This window comes from Klebsiella sp. CN_Kp075 (genome assembly GCF_040065055.2).
In the GTDB taxonomy this organism is placed as follows: domain Bacteria; phylum Pseudomonadota; class Gammaproteobacteria; order Enterobacterales; family Enterobacteriaceae; genus Klebsiella; species Klebsiella aerogenes.
The window spans coordinates 2,528,226-2,545,585 of record NZ_CM198050.1 but is presented as its reverse complement, the minus strand read 5'-3'; the positions used below and the strand labels follow the sequence as shown (position 1 = coordinate 2,545,585).

Genomic DNA, 17,360 nt, shown 5'->3' with positions numbered 1-17,360 from the left:
TTATTCCCGTTCGGTCGACAACCATTTCGCCTTTCCCGACCGTTTTGTCGGCTCAACTGCCCCTGATACGCCAGACGCGTATATAAAGTACAGCGCTAGCGCCAAACACAGAACCGCCGCCAGGCGTTGTGGCGAAAAGGCAATAGCGCTATTCCCCAACCACCCAAAATTGTCAATCAGCAAGCTCATCGCGAGTTGACCAAATATTACCGCCACCGTCGGCGTTGCCGTGCCGATTCGCTGTACTGCCAGCACCATGATGACAATATAGGGTACCCCGCAGAACGCCCCAAGCAGTTGCCACTTTGGCACATCCAGCAGCGTCATCGACTGCTGCGGAGCAAAGAAAACGATCAATAAACCGGTCACCAACGCACCAATGGAAAAGGTCAAAAAGGCGCTACGCAATATTCCGACATGTGCGCCAAGACGGCCATTCACCGCAGCCTGTACGCTTAGCAATGCGCCGCCAATCAGCGACAAAATAATCATCAACATATTCATATCAGCACCTCAATCAACGGCAATCAGCATTAATGCCGCCACAATGAACAACAGTGCAATAACCCGGCGGCGATCTATTTTTCGCCGCGGACTACCAAACCAGCCAAAATGATCGATTAACAGGCTTTTACATACCTGACCGGCGAGAACGCCGGTAATTGTCATTGCGATGCCGATCGCCGGAGTCACAATCGTTAATATCACCACATAACCGGGCCCCAACAGACCACCGGTTAATTGCCAGCCGGGGAGCGAAAAAAAAGAGGGACTCTGTCGCGGGCTAAAAAAAAGCATCAGTAAAAATGTTAATGCCGCGCCAATAGAGAAAATACTCATTGTTGCCCATAAATCACCGACCTGACCCGCCAGCGGCCCCAACAGACCTGCCTCTACGGACAGCCCCATTCCGCCGGCAATCACTAAAAAAATCAGCACACGCTGCATGTTGAATACTCTTCAGTTGTTAAGAGCGGAAGAGAATAGAACGGCGCGCTAATGCAAAAAATAGTATAGTGTTGCAAACACCTTTGCAGGATCTGCATCAATGGCTGACGTAGGTAACATCAATCTCCGCGCCCTCCAGCTATTTATCGCCGTGTATGACAGCCATAGTTTTTCCGTTGTCGCGCGCCGTGAAGGCGTATCCCCTTCTCTTATCTCACGGGTCATCCAGCAACTCGAGGATGCGCTAGGCCAGCAGCTGTTCTATCGCAATACGCGTGCGGTCGTTCCAACGGAGGCCGGAAACCTGTTTGCTGACTATGCCCGCGGGATGACCGAGCAATTCGCTCACGCGCAACGCGAATTACAGGATCGCACCCAACAACCTGGCGGACTTGTGCGCATCAACGCCCCGGTCTACTTCGGCCAACGGCATATCGCGCCATGGTTAGCCGGACTGGCCGATCGTTATCCCGCGTTGGAGTTCGAATTAATTCTGACCGATGACTTTGTCGATCCTCATCGCCAGGCGACTGATATCATTTTTCGCATCAGCGCCCTGCCTGACGCCAGCTATCACGCAAAGGTTTTTGGCGCCCAGCGCTATTACCTCGCCGCAGCGCCTGGTTACCTTTCCCGTTTCGGCGCGCCGCAATCGCCTTCTGAGCTCAATCAACATCACACGCTGGTGTATCGCGGTTCACAGGGAGCTAACCGTTGGCTTTTTCGCCAGGGGGAAGAAGAGTGGACCCATTACCCGCAAACACCGCGGCTAATCTCAAACAACGCCGATGCCCTTCTCACTTCAGCGATTGGCGGAATGGGTATTGTTCTGTTTCCAGACTGGATGGTGGGCGATGCGCTGGCGCAGGGAACATTAGTTTCGCTGATGAATGACTACAGCGTTGGCATCAACCATTTGCCCTCTTACATTGCCGCGATTTATCCGCATGCTCGTCATCCGTCGCTCAATGTACGCACCGTTATTGATTATTTTACCGACGTTTTCGGCACACCGCTTTACTGGCAACGCTAATCCATTCATCGCAGTAAAATTGTCATATCTCAAACAATTAGCGATCCGTAGCGGTTAACGCATCATAACGTTTCCTTTACCGCTGCGTTACGACTATGTTTAAAGGTGTGGTTTTGAATTTCGCCGAGTAATCACACTAAAACACTGGTTTTAATTATGTTTGTTGAACGGTAAAAGCTATTAAATCCGTAGACTCATTCAAATATCGCTTATTGGTAGCAGTGTATATCGTAATGGCATTCACAAAAGCAAACGGAGCCTGATATGAGCACGTCAAATGATCCCACTAACAACCCATCCGCTGGGAAATGCCCTTTCCACGCCGAGACGCCGAAGCAAAGCGCCGGTAGCGGTACCGCCAACCGTGACTGGTGGCCCAACCAACTTCGTGTTGACCTGCTGAATCAGCACTCCAACCGTTCTAACCCGCTGGGCGAAAACTTCAACTATCGGGAAGAGTTCAAAAAGCTCGACTACTCCGCATTGAAAGCCGACCTTCGCGCGGTGCTGACCGACTCCCAGGAGTGGTGGCCCGCCGATTGGGGCAGCTATATTGGCCTGTTTATTCGCATGGCGTGGCACGGCGCGGGGACCTACCGTACCGTTGATGGCCGCGGCGGCGCGGGTCGCGGTCAGCAGCGTTTCGCCCCGCTTAACTCCTGGCCTGATAACGTCAGCCTTGATAAAGCCCGTCGCCTGCTGTGGCCGGTGAAACAAAAGTATGGTCAGAAAATCTCCTGGGCCGACCTGTATATGCTGGCGGGTAACGTGGCATTAGAAAACGCCGGCTTCCGGACCTTCGGTTTCGGCGCAGGGCGTGAAGACGTGTGGGAACCGGACCTCGACGTGGACTGGGGCGATGAGAAAGAGTGGCTGAAACACCGCCACCCGGAAAGCCTGGAAAAACAAGCGCTGGGCGCCACCGAAATGGGTCTGATCTATGTCAACCCGGAAGGCCCTAACGCCAGCGGCGATCCGCTTTCCGCCGCGGCAGCCATTCGCGCGACCTTCGGCAATATGGCGATGGACGATGAAGAAATCGTGGCGCTGATTGCCGGCGGCCATACGCTGGGTAAAACGCACGGCGCCGCGCCGGCAAGCCATGTGGGTCCGGAACCAGAAGCCGCTCCGCTGGAATCTCAGGGTCTTGGCTGGAGCAGTACTTACGGCAGCGGTGTAGGCGCGGACGCCATTACCTCGGGTCTGGAAGTGGTATGGACGCAAACACCGACCCAATGGAGCAACTACTTCTTCGAGAACCTGTTCAAATACGAATGGGTACAAACGCGCAGCCCGGCGGGCGCTATTCAGTTTGAAGCGAAAGATGCGCCAGAGATTATTCCCGATCCGTTTGATCCAAATAAAAAACGCAAGCCGACGATGCTGGTAACGGACCTGACGCTGCGCTTCGACCCGGAATTCGGCAAAATCTCGCGCCGTTTCCTGAACGATCCGCAGGCCTTCAACGAAGCCTTCGCACGCGCCTGGTTTAAGCTGATTCACCGCGATATGGGGCCAAAATCCCGTTATCTCGGGCCGGAAGTGCCAAAAGAAGATCTGATTTGGCAAGATCCGTTACCGGCACCGACGCATAACCCAACCGCCTCCGACATCGCCACGCTGAAAACGGCCATTGCGGATTCAGGCCTGTCGGTTAGCGAACTGGTCTCCGTTGCCTGGGCTTCCGCCTCAACCTTCCGCGGCGGTGATAAACGCGGCGGCGCTAACGGCGCGCGTCTGGCCCTGCTGCCGCAAAGAGAGTGGCCGGTAAACGCCATCGCCAGCAAAGTGCTGCCAACTCTGCAGGCCATCCAGAAAGCGTCGGGTAAAGCTTCTCTGGCGGATATCATCGTTCTGGCTGGGGTCGTGGGCGTTGAGCAGGCTGCCGCCGCTGCCGGCGTTCGCGTAAACGTGCCGTTTGCGCCGGGTCGCGTTGATGCGCGCCAGGATCAGACCGACGTTGAAGCAATGGATCTGCTGCAGCCGCTGGCCGACGGTTTCCGTAATTACCGTCGCATCGAAGGCGGCGTGTCGACGGAGACTCTGCTTATCGATAAAGCGCAGCAGCTAACCCTGACGGCGCCGGAAATGACGGCGCTGGTCGGCGGCCTGCGCGTGCTGGGCGCTAACTTCGACGGCAGCCAACATGGCGTCTTCACCGATCGCGTCGGCGTCCTCAGCACTGACTTCTTCGTCAACCTGCTGGATATGGGCACCGTATGGAAAGCCGCCGATGAACAGGCTGAGCTGTTTACCGGTCGCGACCGTAAGAGCGGCGAAGAGAAATATACCGCCACGCGCGTTGATCTGGTGTTCGGTTCTAACTCGGTCCTGCGCGCGCTGGCCGAAGTCTATGCCTGCGCCGATGCGCAACAGAAATTCGTTACTGATTTCGTTGCCGCATGGACGAAAGTGATGAATCTGGACCGCTTCGATCTGTAATTCCCCTGCTCGCCGGTGAATAATCGGCGGCAGGTTACTCTGTTAAAGCGCCGCTCAATATCGAGAGGCGCTTTTTTTATGCTTCCCGCGCGAGCTGCTGTAACCGGCTGTAGGTGCGCTGAATATCATCCAGCTCCACATCCGCCACCAGTGTTTCCAGCCCGCAATCGGTAATTAATATTAAGCGGCACTGTTTTTCATACAAAATATCCACCACGTTGATAAAACGCTGCTGTGCCGCCGGGCTAACTCGCGCCAACGGCGGAACATTCTCGACGAGCCAGTTCTGGTGCTGCTCACATAGCGTCAGGTAATCCATGACCGAAGTGGGCGCAAGGCAGAGCTGCTCGAAAGTGAAATGCAGATAGGTCCCTTGCGGCGATGCCGTGTGCAGGGTTCGATAACCTACCTGCAGAGCCTGCGCCTGCGGGGCAATAGCCGGCAAACCGAGCGCCGCGCGGCTGCTGAGAGTGGGCTGCACCAACAATTTTCCCTGGCAGAAATCATTCTCTAGCGAGGTATGTCGCTCGCGATAATCCTGTTCGCCGTTGAGCGCCGTTACCGTCATATGCCGTTTAATGAGGTTAATGGAAGGCAAAAAACGTTCGTGATAAAGCGGATTCGCCAGCAAACGGTCGGGCGGATAATTGGAGGTCGCTAATAAGACGATATTTCGCGCGAATAAATGTTCCAGTAGCACCTTCATCAACATCGCGTCAGCCGGGTCATGAAGGTGAAACTCATCAAAACAGAGCAGACGACAGTTGTCGGTCATTTGCGCGACGACCTGCGGCAATCGCGGCGCCGAAGGGGCGTTCAGCCGCTGATGGAACTCGCGGAAAAAGTGATGAAAATGTACCCGCCGCTTTTCACGCAGCGGCAAACTGGCAAAGAAACTATCGAGAATAAAGCTTTTCCCGCGCCCGGTTCGCCCCCAGACGTACAAGCCTTGTATTGCCGTTTGCTGCCGGAATAACTGCTGACTCAGCGTTTGCAAATCGGCGACTAACGCGAGCTGGTCGGCATCAAGGGTGAGATTTTCTTTTGCCGCCCGTTGGGCCATCACGGCGCTAAAACAGAAATCAGCGTACTGTTGCATGGGATTCACTAACGCTATTTTTATCGAGAATGGTCGCCATGACATGGTCAAAGTGCGGCAGATCCTTAGCCACGCTAAATGCGGGATTCATCGCTTTACGGCCAATCAAACCATCGATTAACGCAAAGATGGTAAGCGTTGCTTCTTCGACATTAACGTGTGGGCTGAGCTCACCCGCGGCAATTCCGCGAGTAATAATCTGTGCCATTCCGTCGCGCATGATCCTGTCGCTATTGACGAAAATCTGCCGCAGCGCCGGCTTTCTTGCCGACTCAGCAATAATTTCCACCCACAGCTGGTGAGATGAGGGATACCCCACTTCTTCAATACAGGAAACGGCTAAGGCGCAAATCTGCGCAAAATGGGAACCTTCAAAGCGCTCCTGATGCTTAGCTAATGCCGATTTTTGCTCTTCAAGGATAATCGCCTCAATGAGTTCATCTTTGCCCTTGAAGTAGGTGTACATCGCGCCGAGGCTAATACCTGCGCGCAGTGCAATTTCGCGCACGCTGGTTCCATTAAATCCTTTTTCGGCAAAGCACGCCGCCGCGGCGACAATCAGCTTATGGTACGTTTCTGAATTATTTAACATTTCAACTACCTCCGGCGATGGGCAATTCTACCTGCTTCTGCCGTTTTTTGCTTGCCATCGTGCATCGCGCGTTTCATTATAAATGAATGAACGTTCGTTCATTTAATTGCACATGCCTGAGGCGAGGATGATATGGCTCAAAATACTTACCACACACTGCGTTTACTTTTCCCGCAGTGGCAAGGCGGTAACAATCCGCCCTACTTTTTCGGTTCGCAGCTGCTGGCGTGGCTGGCGCCGCCGGCCCAGGGCGCCGTTGAGGAGGTCAGCGTCCCCGCCCCGACCAAGGCGCCGCTGGTTAATGAAGAGGGTATTGTCGGCCGCCGTGCGGTAGTTGAACAGCTGCTTGATGCGCAAGACAAAATCACCAGAACTCAGCCAGAGTCCATCGTCACCTTAGGGGGCGATTGCCTGGTCTCTCTGGCCCCCTTTGCCTGGCTTGCGGAAAAATATGGCGATAAATTGGGGGTGTTATGGATTGATTCTCACCCGGACATTATGACGCCAGAGCAGTTCCCACATGCCCATGCCCACGTTCTTGGGGCGTTGATGGGCAATGGCGACGTGGAACTAACCCAGGTGGTCAGAAAGCCATTATCGCCTGGCAAAGCGCTTATTGCTGGGATCCATAGCCCCCTCGATGTCGAAAAACAGTTTATTACTGAACGCGGTATCGCCACCTTAAGCCCTTCAGAGCTGCGTCAGAATCCGCAGGCGATCGACGAGTGGATAGCGCGCGAAAGTGTTGAGTACCTGGCCATCCATCTCGATCTTGATGTCCTCGACCCGGCCCTGTTTCGAGCGGTGCTGTTTGCTCGTCCGGGGCGCGGCGTACACGACTTCGGCGATGTCGCCGAAGGGAAACTGACGATTGCCGAAGTGGTTAATTTTATCAATCAAGCTGCCGCTCAGGCCAAACCGGTGGGACTCACCGTCGCCGAACACTTGCCGTGGGATGCCCTAAACCTGAAGAATATGCTCGAAGCTCTGCCATTATTGAGCTAATCGACGCGTTCCCCGTGGTGGAAAGCGCCAATTGCCATGTTGCAGGAATACCGCAGGACTTTACCTCAGGCCCGGAGCAATAATGCCCCGGGCCTTAAACTACCTAATCCAGACGGTGAGTAAGACTATCACCACCATCATCAACACAGCCTGGATAAAGATTGGGTCTAATGATGTTTTGCGCATAGTCCCCCCGCTATTCAAAGATTTGTCGTATCGCCAGCGCCAGTACCAGCAAACCGGCCAGTAAAAACATCCAGGCGATGAGATCTTCCGGTGAACGATTCATCGTCATCCCTCCTTTTTGTCATCAGAACCACTGGCCAAAGCGCTTGATATAGAAACGTTTCATACCCTGCGCCACCAGGCAGTAGCTCAGCAGCGTGGCAACCAACCACGGGAAATAACTCAGCGGCAGCGGCTCAAGCCCTACCATGGCGCCAAGCGGCGAGAATGGGATATAAATGCCGATGGCCATAATGGCGGCGGTGGTGAGCAGTACCGGCAGCGTCGCGCGGCTCTGGATGAACGGTATTTTCTGCGTTCTCAACATATGCACCACCAGCGTCTGCGACAGCAGCCCTTCGATAAACCAGCCGGACTGGAACAACGCCTGCGCCTCCACATGATTGGCGGCGAAGACGTACCACATCAGAGCAAAGGTGGTGATATCGAATATCGACGACGTGGGGCCAATCCACAGCATAAAGCGGCCAATGTTCTTGGCATCCCACTTGCGCGGTTTACGCAAAAACTCCTTATCCATTTTGTCCCACGGCAGCGACAGCTGTGAGATGTCGTACATCAGATTCTGGATCAACAGATGAATAGCCAGCATCGGCAGGAACGGGATAAAGGCGCTGGCGACCAGCACCGAAAACACGTTGCCGAAGTTGGAGCTGGCGGTCATGTTCAGGTATTTGATAATGTTGCCAAAGGTCTCGCGTCCTTTAATAACGCCCTCTTCCAGCACCATCAGGTCTTTTTCCAGCAGAATAATATCCGAGGACTCCTTCGCGATATCCGCCGCGCTATCGACAGAAATACCGACATCGGCATCGCGCAGCGCCGGCGCGTCGTTAATGCCATCGCCAAGAAAACCAACGGTATGGCCATTTTTCTGTAGCATCTGCAGAATGCGCGACTTCTGCAGCGGCGTCAGTTTGGCAAACACCGCGCGTTTCTCGACCTCCTGCTGAAGCTGGCGGTCAGTCATTGACTCAACCTGTTGGCCGGTGAGAATGTCGTGCGAATCAATCCCCACTTCAAGACAAATCCGCGCCGTTACGACCGGGTTATCACCGGTAAGCACCTTAACCGCGACACCGTTATCACGCAGCGCGGTAATGGCTTTGCCCGCGCTTTCCTTCGGCGGATCGAGAAAGGTCAACATGCCCTCAACGGTGAGCCCCTGTTCATCGGCGGCGGTGAGCGGCACGTTTAGCGCGGTGTCGTCCAGCTTGCGGGTAGCGACCAGCAATACCCGGAAGCCCTGAGCGTTATAATCTTCGGTTTTCGTCAGCAGCAGTTCCCGGCGCAGCGCATCCAGTTCAACGATCTTGTCGCCCTCACGGATATGGGTCGCGGCTTCGAGCATCTCTTCAACCGCCCCTTTGCAAATCAGACTTTTATCGCCATAGCGGCTGTCTTCCACCGAGACCGATACGCGGCGACGTACAAAATCGAATGGCAATTCATCAAGCTTAACGAAACGCTCTTTTTCCGTCGGCGCCAGCCGGCCTTCCCCATAACGGAGCACGGCCCTGTCCATCAGATTACGCGCTCCGCTTTGGCTGCTGCTATTCAGCCACGCCAGCATTAATACCCGATTACTTTCCGCGCCGCCGACGTCGAGATGATGCTCAAGAATGATATTGTCCTGGGTCAGGGTGCCGGTTTTATCCGTACACAGCACATCCATTGCGCCAAAGTTTTGGATGGCATTAAGACGTTTAACGATCACCTTGCGTCGCGACATGGCAATCGCGCCCTTCGCCAGGTTCGAACTGACGATCATGGGTAACATCTCAGGCGTTAAACCGACCGCCACCGCCAGGGCGAATAGCGAGGCTTCAACCCAATCGCCCTTGCTGAAACCGTTAATCAACAACACGATCGGTACCATAATCAACATGAAGCGGATTAACAGCCAGCTGACGCTATTCACCCCACGATCGAAGGCGGTCTGCGTGCGGGTGCCGACAATCGATTTTGCCAGCGAGCCAAACCAGGTCCGGTCGCCGGTCGCCACCACCACCGCCTGCGCCCTGCCGCTGGTGACGTTCGTCCCCATCAGACAGATATTGCCCATCTCTAACAGGCTTTTATTTTTATCCGGCGTCGGTAAACGATCGCTGCATTTACCTGAAACGCTGGCCATGAGGTCATATTTTTCCACCGGCAGCGATTCACCGCTTAGAATGGACTGACTGACGAAGAGGTCCCGTGATTCCAGCAGACGAACATCTGCCGGCACCAGATCGCCCGCGGCAAGAAAAATAATATCGCCCGGCACCAGCTCTTCAATGGGTATTTCCTCCTGACTGGGGCCAATATTTCCCGGCCCGCGGCGCAGTACCGTTGCGGTGGTACGGACCATGGATTTTAGCGCCTGCGCGGCTTTATTGGTCCTGAACTCCTGCCAGAAGCGTAATAGACCACTCAGGCTCACCATCGTCAGGATAATAATAACGCCGGTGAGGTCGGTCTCTTCACCATTACGCAGCGGTAGCCAGTAATCGGTAATAAAACTGACTGCCGCCAGCGCCATCAGCACGTAAATAAACGGGTTATTAAATGCCTGCAGTAATTGAATAAAAAACGGCGGCGCGGTTTCTCGTGCCACTTCGTTGCGGCCATAATCTTCCAGCCGCTCCAGCGCATCGGCGGTCGTTAGCCCCTGCCGACTGCTATTTAAACGCGACAGCGTGTGATCCGGGCTATTAAAGGCCTCCGTTTCAATCGCAAAGCTCTTTTTATGCTGCTTATCATTTTCTGACGCAGACCGGTTGGTATTCCGGTTTTCTAATTTCATGTCAGTCATGATTCATCCCCAAATTTAGATGTGGTAGTCCCTGCATAAATAAATTATGCATAGTTAGATGTTATTTTTTCACACTCATAATTGCGCGTATTAAATATCCCTGCGAGGTTTGCCAAACCGCAGTGAGAGAGCCTTAATGGCTAATATGAGCGTGTATTACCGCGGCAAAGGCGGAGGGAACAGTGCGTAAAAAAACAATAGCATGATGAATTACCTCGCAAAAAAGCGAATTCCAGTTCTCAGGAGGCAATCGGGTTTGGGAAAGGATTGCTGCCTGCCGGTTGGCAAACAGCGCAGAATAGATAGCGTCAGTTTGCCTTGATGTTTAAATAAGGGTGACTGTCCAACATATCTCTCCTGTGTGAAGTTGTGCTTAGTATAGACGTGACTTGCCGGGAGTAAAGCTCCGTAAGCCCGTCAGTGAGGTTTGGTTTAGATTTGCTCTCGTTTAACCTCTCTCGTCAGAGGAGTCACAGCGCACAATCGTGTCGGCTGCCAATGCTTCAGACCGCCATCATACAGCTCTTATCGTGAACATTGTGCCACCCCCATCACCAAATCAGACAACATACCTATACGATAAACGTTATTTATATTAACATCTTAAATATTCGCATTATTTATTTATCTGTACAAAATACCATCATAATTTAAGCAAATTTACACAACCACGTAAAGGAAACGGTATGAGCAAAAGAGTTTATTTGGTTTCATGTTCCGGAAGACCAAATTATGGCGATGAATTAATCACCGCCACCTGGCTATCTTTCCTTTATAAAAATTATCCAAAGTATGAAGTCTGGTTAGATACCCCTGAACCAGGTAACGTGCAATCGTTGTTTATGAAGTATCATCCCAACTTCAAAGCCATTAATACCTTGTGGAAAATCTGCTGGCGTTCCGTAGATATTCTAAATGATATAAATAATAAAACTGCCAGTCTTATTAAGGATTATGGTTCTCCTGATATTGACCTGAATATCGATATTTTACGCTCTGCTGATATTGTACATATTCTCGGGGGCGGCTATATCAATGCCAACTGGAAAGAAAACTATGCCATCCTGTTCGCTTGCCAGGCGCTAAAACAGGTCTCGCAAGCTAAAACGATTGCCACCGGCATCAGCATTTACCCGCACGAAGAGTTCCTTGCCGCTGAAATTTTTAACGATGCGATAACCTCATTTGATTATTTTTCCGTTCGCGATCCCGCAACGGCCAGTCGATTTGCGGTTGAAAATACTCAGGACGATGTGTTCCTGGGTTATGACCTGGATGTGGTATCCAAAAACAATAGCCCCGATCTGCCGGATATTTTATGCTGTATTCAGAATGAACTTTCTGAAGACGATATATTTCAAAAGCTTGTTTCCCTGGTTGCCGATTACCTTCAGCAACAGCATCAATGCGGCAAGAAAATAGGTTATATAGAAGCTATTCCAGGCGCCGACAACACGGCATTTGTCGAACTGCAGAAGGCCATCCCTGATATTCAGTTTTATCCTTTCTCGCATGTCTGGCATGGAGGTATCCCGGTTCAGGCTGATGGGGAGATTATTAGTACCCGTTTTCATCACCATCTGGTAGGCGCTTGCCTTGGAATTAAAGGCACCGCACTTAATATTGATAGTGAATATTATAAGAACAAGCACGAATCGTTGAGCCTGCTGGGTACCGGCTGGAATGTGCAATCGGCAGACACCCTTGCCGGTAATTTACACTCAACAATCAATGACGATTTTCATGCGCAACTCAGTAATATCGCCTCCGCCAAGTTAAACAAGGCTTTGGCGCTGTATCAGGAATAACGACACTCCAGTCCCCCGGCAACGCCGGGGGCTTCAGTTTAATCAAATACGCTATTAATAATCGCGGTGACCACAGCGGTACTGAGCGCAATCAGAACCAGATCGTCACCGACGACCCGCCACTCATAGCCGGGATAATAAGGTAATTGGTTGAGCATCGAGGCAGGCACCGCTTTTTTGGCAATACCCGGAGGTAATGGTTTTCCACGCGCGAGATTTTTCGCAATCCCCGGAGGCAGCGCCTGATAGCCGGTTAAGCCATAGTTCACCGCTAGCGCGCGAGCGGTGGTATAGCTGATATCACTGTTGACGTGATCCGGTTTGCCGTAGTTCTTACGCTGTCCCTTGCCAGCGCCGTTATCGCTTTGGCTGACGCTATGGCCATTGTTGCCTTTGTCTCCATGGTTGCCGTTATTACCACTATTGCCATGGTTGCCGCTATTACCATGACCACCGTTGCCATTACCGTTACCATTACCGTTTCCGGGATTAGCAAGCGCCGGTGCCGCGGCCATTGTTAGCGACAGCACTATAGCCAACGCTGCTTTTACTACCTGACGCTTTAACATGATCTTTTCCTTTAAATGCACAGAGTACACGCTGCAAATGTAGGTGATATTCGCCAACGATACCATTTCACTTATTCTGATTTCCATCACCGGTCGTTTACTTCAATTCCGCCGCCACGCCAGGCAAAAAACCAGCATATTTGCCATCTATAAACGCATTAAGCATGATTTCTGACTGTTAAATCGTGATGCCGCTAACAATTAAAAATTTAAAACCATTAACAACCAATTAACATTAGCAGGCAAACATTTCTCCTGAGGAAAATAATAATATGTCTACCACCCAGGTTCTCGGCGACGCCTCCTTTAGCCCGCCAGGACAACATCCCGACAGCTTAACCGCGCGTATCGACGCTCTGCCCTCCTCGCCCGGTCTGTGGTCATTTATCACACTGCTGGCATTAGGCGGCTTTTTCGAACTCTACGACCTGTTCCAGACCGGTTATATCAGTACCGGCCTGCTCGCCGAGAATATTTTCCATACCGGGAAAGACGGGGTATTCGGTATCGCGGATCAGGCGGCCTTCGCCTCTTCGACCTTTATGGGCTTGTTTATCGGTGCCAGCCTGCTCGCGCCGCTGGCGGACAGGCTCGGACGCCGTCTGACCTTTATGTTCGCGCTGGCGTGGTATGGCATCTTTTCGCTGATTATGGCGCTGCAAAATAGCGCTGAAGGGGTCATTTTCTTTCGTTTCCTGGTCGGGATCGGCCTGGGAATTGAACTGGTGACTATTGATACTTATCTCAGCGAGTGGATGCCGACGCATTTACGCAATAAAGCCTTCGCGTATGCTTTCTTCATTCAGTTTCTCTCGGTACCGACAGTGGCGCTGATGTCCTGGCTACTGGTGCCAATGACCATCCTCGGCCTGAGCGGCTGGCGCTGGGTGATTATTCTTGGCGCACTGTGCTCATTGGTCATTTGGGTCATCCGCAAAAAGCTGCCGGAATCCGCCCGCTGGCTGGAAAGCAAAGGCCGCCACGATGACGCGCACCGGGTCATGGGTGAAATGGAGCAGCGCTGCGGTTTATCGCCTTCCCGGCGCCATGCCAGCCCGCCGGTATCGGCGCCGCAACGCGGTAATTTTAAAGAAATTTGGGCACCTCAGTACCGGCAACGCACCCTCATGTTAATGGTGATGAACTTCTTCCAGGCCATCGGCTTCTTTGGTTTCGGTAACTGGCTGCCCGCGCTGCTTTCCGGCCAGGGCGCCAGTATTACCCATAGCCTGCTGTACGCCTTCTTCATCACCCTGGCCTACCCGCTTGGCTGCCTGTTCTGCACTCGTTTTGTCCATCGTTTTGAAAACAAATGGCAAATTGTCCTGTCAGCGCTGATGACGGTCATCTTCGGCACACTGTTCGCTTTACAAAATAACCCGATACTGCTGGTTATCTGCGGCTTTATGATCACCTGGTCTAATGCCTGGCTCACCATCAGCTATCACGCCTACCAGGCCGAAGTTTTCCCGACCCACATTCGCGCCCGGGCGGTAGGTTTTTGTTACTCCTTTAGCCGTCTGTCTACCGCGGTCACCAGTATTATGATTGGTGTGATCCTGCAATATGCCGGAACGCCAGGGGTGATTAGTTTTATCGTCGCCAGTATGCTGATGGTCATGCTGTCGGTCGGCATATTTGGGCCAAGAACCCGGGGAATTCGCCTGGAAAATATTTAAAGCTCACCAACGCCGCCGGTTACCCGTTCGGCGGCGTTGCGTACGAGTATTTTTTCTTGATAGCGCAGTAAAAATGGCAGCAGCAAGGCGCTAGCTCCGCTAAATGCAATCAACCCCGTAGACGCCTGCTGACTCATCTCGCCGTCGGCCAGCCACACTGAACAGAGCATAAAAGCAATCGCCGTACTGAAGGACATGAAACCTCCTTGCAGAGTGGTAAATCCCGCTCGCCAGGTATCGTCCGGGAACCGAATCGCCACCGCCGAGGAGGCAACCAGCCGGCTATAAGATGCTCCCAGGAAGGCAATCATGAACAACCAGCTCGCGCCGTCCAGCCAAAGCACCATCAGCAAACTGATGATAAAAACTACGGTTGCCGCCAGGCTTAGCCGATAGCCGCCAAAGCGTTGACACAGACTGCCGCTCAACTTTGTCGCCGCGAATCCCGCTATACCGCCGAGAAAGAACAACCACGGTAGCGCTTCGCTGCTTGCCCGCATATTGCCCATCAGCAAAGGCACCAGGATCGGCAGTAATAGCATCGGGCTAAACTGGGTTAACGCATTGCCGCTGGCGAATAACAGCATCGTTGGCGTGATGCGTATCTTTGTACCAGAGCCAGCGCCGCCGCAAGTCTTCGGCAGGCCAACATAGATCATGATAAGCGCCAGCAGGCAGAGAACGCCAATCAATGCCGGCGCCGTCTGCCAGCCGAAACGTGCGCAGAGAAACAACATGGCGGGCATGCCGATAATACTGACCAGCGAAAAGGCCGAAATGACCGTTGCCAACAAGCGCGCGCGTTGTTGCTGGTCCGCCGCGTTAATCAATAAACTGCTGGCCACCCCCATCGTCATTCCGCCAAGGATCCCGGCAAAAAAGCGCAGCACCAACAGTAATATGAAATGCTGGGTGGCCAGCACCATCAGCGTTAACGCTCCCAGTAACGCCATATTAACCAGCAGAAACGTTCGCGGATTAAGCCTCCCCACCCAGCGCCACGCGCCAATGCCGGAAATGACCGATGCGAACGTGTATATGCCGCTGACATAACCTGCCCAGCTCGCCGGTACCTGGAAAGTTGGCGCCATGTAGACAAATAGCGGATTGAAAATCATATATTCCAGCGCGTTGGTAAATTGGATAAAAGCGATAATCGCACCCATTCGTCGTAGATTTATGGTCATTACACGTCCTCTCATCAGGGGGAGCATCAGTTTATCGGCTAGTAAAAAAGCGCATAAGTCGGTAAAAATGGGCGGGTTAATTATCAAAAATGGGATAATCGGCGGTGAGTAAACTGGATTTGAATGCACTACGGGTGTTTGTGAATGTCGTGGAAAACGGCAGCTTCAGCGGGGCGGCGCGGGCGTTACGTATGCCTTCGTCAAATGTCAGTCGCCAGATTTCTCAACTGGAAGAAAAACTGCAATTGCGGCTTATCCAGCGCAGCACCAGACACATGCATCTCACCGATGCCGGACAGGCTTTTTTTAACAGCATGCGTCCCCTGCTCGATGAGCTCGCGGCAACCGAAGCGGCCTTGACTCAACAGCAGGCCGATCCTGAGGGGCTGTTGCGCTTATGTCTGCCTAACGAAATTGGACCGACGCTTTTTGGCCCCCTGCTGGCGCAGTTCGCCACGCGTTATCCTAAAATCGAAGTAAGCTGCGTGGTCAGCCTTGCCGGTGCCGATGCGCTCAAAGATGATATTGATATTGCCGTCGCCATCGTCCGTGGAAAAATGGAGGATGCCAGCTATATCGCCAGGCCGTTGGCGACGTTTCCCTGTTGTGTTGTCGCAGCGCCTTCGCTGCTGGAAAAATGCGGACAGCCAGTACGTTGCGAGCAGCTTGCCTCGCTTCCCTGCATCACCACCGTCAGCGCGCTGAAGGGGCAAGCCTGGCAATTCATCACCGCACAGAACGCGTTTAAAAAAGTGAACGTACAGGCCCATTTTCGGGTGAATAGCGGAGAGATCGCTCTTCATGCCGCCGTCGCCGGCGTGGGTTTCGCCATCCTTGCTGAACAGGCTTGCCGCCCGTTTATCGCCTCAGGTCAGTTAAAGGTGATTGAACTGGAACTACCGGCGGCACCGCTACATCTCATGGCGCTGTATCGCGAACGCCACTTTTTACCCGCTCGTTCTCGCGTCTGGCTCGATTTCATGCAACAGCATTTTGCCGCCGATTAAGTTTCTGACGTTTCGCCGAAAATCGCCTGCGCATCGGCGAAGCACTTCTCCGCCAGCGACGATACTGGCTCCTGGTTACGCATGATGAGCGCAAGCGTGGAGTCAACCTCGGTTTCCGCGATGGGAATAATCGCCAGGTTGTCGCTCAACGCCTCCAGGCCGTTATTGAGCGGCATGATGGCACAACAGATCCCGGCCTGGACCGCCTGGATTATCTGAAATGTCGAATCGCTTTCAAAAACATATTTCGGCGTTAACCCTTTGGCTTTGAAGCTCATTTCAATCGATTCACGATAATACATCCCCTTGGTAAGGAAACCCAGCGGCAGTCCCGCTAATGTCTCCCACTCGGGGATACCGGCGTCAAACCGGAAATGGCGACTGTCGTGCAGCAGGCCCATTCGCGTTTTCGGCAGCCAGGTGACGTTAAATAATTCGCTATCGACGTGGTGCAGATAGCAGATGCCAAGATCGAGCTGATTACGGCTGACGCCGTCGATAATTTGCTCAGAGGTCATCGACAGCAGACTGAACTGCAGTTCAGGGTATTTTTCCGCCAGCGGTTTGATAAGCTGCATAGGGTTCAGGCTGGCTAACGGCACCATGCCTACGCGTAACTGGCCCACCATCTGGCCGCGACAAATCGCCGCTTCTGCCGCCAGGCCGTCGTGCGCCGCCAGCAGCGCCCGCGCCCAGGCCAGAATGCGCTCCCCCTCCGGGGTAAAACCTTCGAAGCGTTGGCCGCGCTGAATCAGCGTAAGATTAAGTTCGTCTTCCAGGTTGCGAATACGCATCGAAAGCGTCGGTTGGGTGATATGGCAGGCCGCCGCGGCCTGACCGAAATGGCGCGTCTGATCGAGCGCGATCAGATATTTCAGCTGTTTAATGTCCATCTTAACTTCCAGAATAGTGACGTCCGCTGGTCAGTGGTGGACGCGATGCAGAACA

General features: G+C 53.1%; 16 protein-coding genes. 6 read left to right on the top strand and 10 right to left on the bottom strand.

Annotated features, from left to right (window positions below; all coding sequences use genetic code 11):
• Both ABLV78_RS12115 and ABLV78_RS12110 read right to left on the bottom strand, forming a co-directional pair.
• Positions 1–504, bottom strand: coding sequence for a DMT family transporter (locus ABLV78_RS12115; RefSeq protein WP_047048532.1), 504 nt, complete (start codon positions 502–504; stop codon positions 1–3).
• A 9-nt stretch (positions 505–513) separates the two neighbouring features.
• Positions 514–948 (bottom strand): DMT family transporter, encoded by a 435-nt coding sequence (locus tag ABLV78_RS12110; protein ID WP_047048535.1) that lies wholly within the window; start codon positions 946–948, stop codon positions 514–516.
• Positions 949–1,048: 100 nt separating this feature from the next.
• Between ABLV78_RS12110 and ABLV78_RS12105 the strand changes: the two genes are divergently transcribed.
• Both ABLV78_RS12105 and katG read left to right on the top strand, forming a co-directional pair.
• Positions 1,049–1,981 carry a LysR family transcriptional regulator gene (locus ABLV78_RS12105; RefSeq protein WP_047048537.1) on the top strand — a complete coding sequence of 311 codons (933 nt, stop codon included), beginning with the start codon at positions 1,049–1,051 and terminating at the stop codon, positions 1,979–1,981.
• 264 nt (positions 1,982–2,245) lie between these two features.
• Positions 2,246–4,423: a catalase/peroxidase HPI gene (gene katG / locus ABLV78_RS12100; protein WP_047048540.1), complete on the top strand. Its 2,178-nt coding sequence runs from the start codon at positions 2,246–2,248 to the stop codon at positions 4,421–4,423.
• A gap of 76 nt (positions 4,424–4,499) precedes the next feature.
• Here katG and zapE read toward each other — a convergent pair whose 3' ends face one another.
• Positions 4,500–5,522, bottom strand: coding sequence for a cell division protein ZapE (gene zapE, locus ABLV78_RS12095; protein WP_047048544.1), 1,023 nt, complete (start codon positions 5,520–5,522; stop codon positions 4,500–4,502).
• Positions 5,506–6,114, bottom strand: a complete 609-nt coding sequence (locus ABLV78_RS12090) for a TetR/AcrR family transcriptional regulator (protein WP_045394217.1) — start codon at positions 6,112–6,114, stop codon at positions 5,506–5,508. Before ABLV78_RS12090 ends, zapE begins: the two co-directional genes overlap by 17 nt.
• A gap of 132 nt (positions 6,115–6,246) precedes the next feature.
• Here ABLV78_RS12090 and ABLV78_RS12085 point away from each other — a divergent pair, with 132 nt between their 5' ends.
• Positions 6,247–7,119: an arginase family protein gene (locus tag ABLV78_RS12085; RefSeq protein WP_047048547.1), complete on the top strand. Its 873-nt coding sequence runs from the start codon at positions 6,247–6,249 to the stop codon at positions 7,117–7,119.
• 99 nt (positions 7,120–7,218) lie between these two features.
• Here ABLV78_RS12085 and mgtU read toward each other — a convergent pair whose 3' ends face one another.
• The 3 genes from mgtU to mgtA are packed head-to-tail and all read right to left on the bottom strand — an operon-like array spanning position 7,219 to position 10,162.
• On the bottom strand, positions 7,219–7,305 hold the full coding sequence (gene mgtU / locus ABLV78_RS12080; protein WP_257880777.1) for a magnesium transporter protection protein MgtU: 87 nt from the start codon (positions 7,303–7,305) through the stop codon (positions 7,219–7,221).
• Between the two features lie 10 nt (positions 7,306–7,315).
• A complete protein-coding gene (gene mgtR / locus ABLV78_RS12075) occupies positions 7,316–7,408 on the bottom strand; it encodes a protein MgtR (protein WP_020078726.1) in 93 nt (30 codons plus the stop codon).
• Between the two features lie 21 nt (positions 7,409–7,429).
• Positions 7,430–10,162, bottom strand: a complete 2,733-nt coding sequence (gene mgtA, locus ABLV78_RS12070; protein ID WP_047048549.1) for a magnesium-translocating P-type ATPase — start codon at positions 10,160–10,162, stop codon at positions 7,430–7,432.
• A gap of 686 nt (positions 10,163–10,848) precedes the next feature.
• On the opposite strand from mgtA, the gene ABLV78_RS12065 reads away from it, so the two are divergent.
• On the top strand, positions 10,849–11,970 hold the full coding sequence (locus tag ABLV78_RS12065) for a polysaccharide pyruvyl transferase family protein (protein WP_047048552.1): 1,122 nt from the start codon (positions 10,849–10,851) through the stop codon (positions 11,968–11,970).
• Between the two features lie 38 nt (positions 11,971–12,008).
• On the opposite strand, the gene ABLV78_RS12060 is transcribed toward ABLV78_RS12065, so the two are convergent.
• A complete protein-coding gene (locus tag ABLV78_RS12060) occupies positions 12,009–12,539 on the bottom strand; it encodes an anti-virulence regulator CigR family protein (RefSeq protein WP_047048555.1) in 531 nt (176 codons plus the stop codon).
• A 272-nt stretch (positions 12,540–12,811) separates the two neighbouring features.
• Here ABLV78_RS12060 and ABLV78_RS12055 point away from each other — a divergent pair, with 272 nt between their 5' ends.
• Complete coding sequence (locus tag ABLV78_RS12055; RefSeq protein WP_047048558.1) at positions 12,812–14,218, top strand: MFS transporter; 1,407 nt, start codon at positions 12,812–12,814, stop codon at positions 14,216–14,218.
• Here the strand turns inward: ABLV78_RS12055 and ABLV78_RS12050 are convergent.
• Complete coding sequence (locus ABLV78_RS12050) at positions 14,215–15,405, bottom strand: MFS transporter (RefSeq protein ID WP_047048559.1); 1,191 nt, start codon at positions 15,403–15,405, stop codon at positions 14,215–14,217. The two genes, ABLV78_RS12055 and ABLV78_RS12050, sit on opposite strands and share 4 nt — an antisense overlap.
• 104 nt (positions 15,406–15,509) lie before the next feature.
• On the opposite strand from ABLV78_RS12050, the gene ABLV78_RS12045 reads away from it, so the two are divergent.
• Positions 15,510–16,412 (top strand): LysR family transcriptional regulator, encoded by a 903-nt coding sequence (locus ABLV78_RS12045; RefSeq protein ID WP_047048560.1) that lies wholly within the window; start codon positions 15,510–15,512, stop codon positions 16,410–16,412.
• Here ABLV78_RS12045 and ABLV78_RS12040 read toward each other — a convergent pair.
• The gene (locus ABLV78_RS12040) at positions 16,409–17,305 is read right to left on the bottom strand and encodes a LysR family transcriptional regulator (RefSeq protein ID WP_047048562.1); all 897 of its coding nucleotides are present in this window, start codon (positions 17,303–17,305) and stop codon (positions 16,409–16,411) included. The two genes, ABLV78_RS12045 and ABLV78_RS12040, sit on opposite strands and share 4 nt — an antisense overlap.
• Positions 17,306–17,360 lie beyond the last annotated feature (55 nt).